Source organism: Acinetobacter sp. AS5, from assembly GCF_048957595.1.
Taxonomy (GTDB): Bacteria; Pseudomonadota; Gammaproteobacteria; order Pseudomonadales; family Moraxellaceae; genus Acinetobacter.
The window spans coordinates 1-1,118 of record NZ_JARDAL010000137.1 but is presented as its reverse complement, the minus strand read 5'-3'; the positions used below and the strand labels follow the sequence as shown (position 1 = coordinate 1,118).

The following is a 1,118-nucleotide window of genomic DNA, read 5'->3' as shown; positions in this document are numbered from 1 at the left end:
GCTTGTGCAACGGCACGCATATCATGCTCAATCATAACCACGGTATTACCCGCATCGACTAATCGCTGCAATTGAACTAACAATCGATCTACATCTGATGGATGCAAACCTGTAGTTGGCTCATCAAGTATGTACAGTGTATTTCCACGCTGATTGCGTTGCAGCTCGGTCGCCAATTTAATACGTTGCGCTTCTCCACCAGATAGTTCAGTCGCTGGTTGCCCTAAACGTAAATAACCAAGGCCAATTTCCTTTAATAATTGTAGTGAACGAGCAATCGAAACCTCTCCATCAAAAAAATCACGTGCTTCATTGACGGTCATTCCTAATACTTCAGCAATATTACGTCCATTCCAGCGAATTTTCAGAGTGTCATCATTATATCGAGCACCATGACATGTCGGACAAGGGGCATATACACTTGGCATAAACAATAATTCTACACTGACAAAGCCTTCACCTTCACAAGTTTCACATCGCCCTTTAGCCACATTAAACGAAAAACGTCCAGCATCATAATGAGCTTGGCGAGCTTCAGGAGTCCCAGCAAATAACTTTCTAACATGATCAAATAAACCCGTATAAGTTGCCAGATTAGAACGTGGAGTACGGCCAATTGGTTTTTGATCAACCTGTACCAGACGCTGTATAGCCTCTACATCACCAGCCAGAGAACCCTGTGTAACCTCGGTAACCAACATTCCTTCATTTAACGGATTATTTTCATTATTGTTTTCAGTTTCAGATTCATTGCCTAAATATGAAAGTACTAACTCGGGTAAAGCTTGAGAAACGAGACTAGATTTACCTGAACCTGAAATACCTGTAACTGCTGTAAGTACACCAAGAGGTATACGAGCATCAATATTATGCAGGTTATGTCGGTAAATATTGTTAAGTTCAAGCCAACCAGAGGGTGTACGTCCATAACTTTGAGTAACTGGGATTTTATTAAATAAATAACTTGCAGTACGTGAAGCTGAAATCTCACTTAAACCCTGAGGTACTCCACTATATAAAATATTACCACCTTGCTCTCCTGCATCTGGTCCAACATCCACTAACCATTGAGCACGACGCATGAGCTCTAAATCATGCTCTACAACAAATACGGAGTT

The 1,118-nt window shown here is 41.2% G+C and carries 1 pseudogene; it reads right to left on the bottom strand.

The window, feature by feature from the left end:
* A pseudogene (locus PV763_RS17610) lies at positions 1–1,118 on the bottom strand (excinuclease ABC subunit A); the annotation flags it as partial.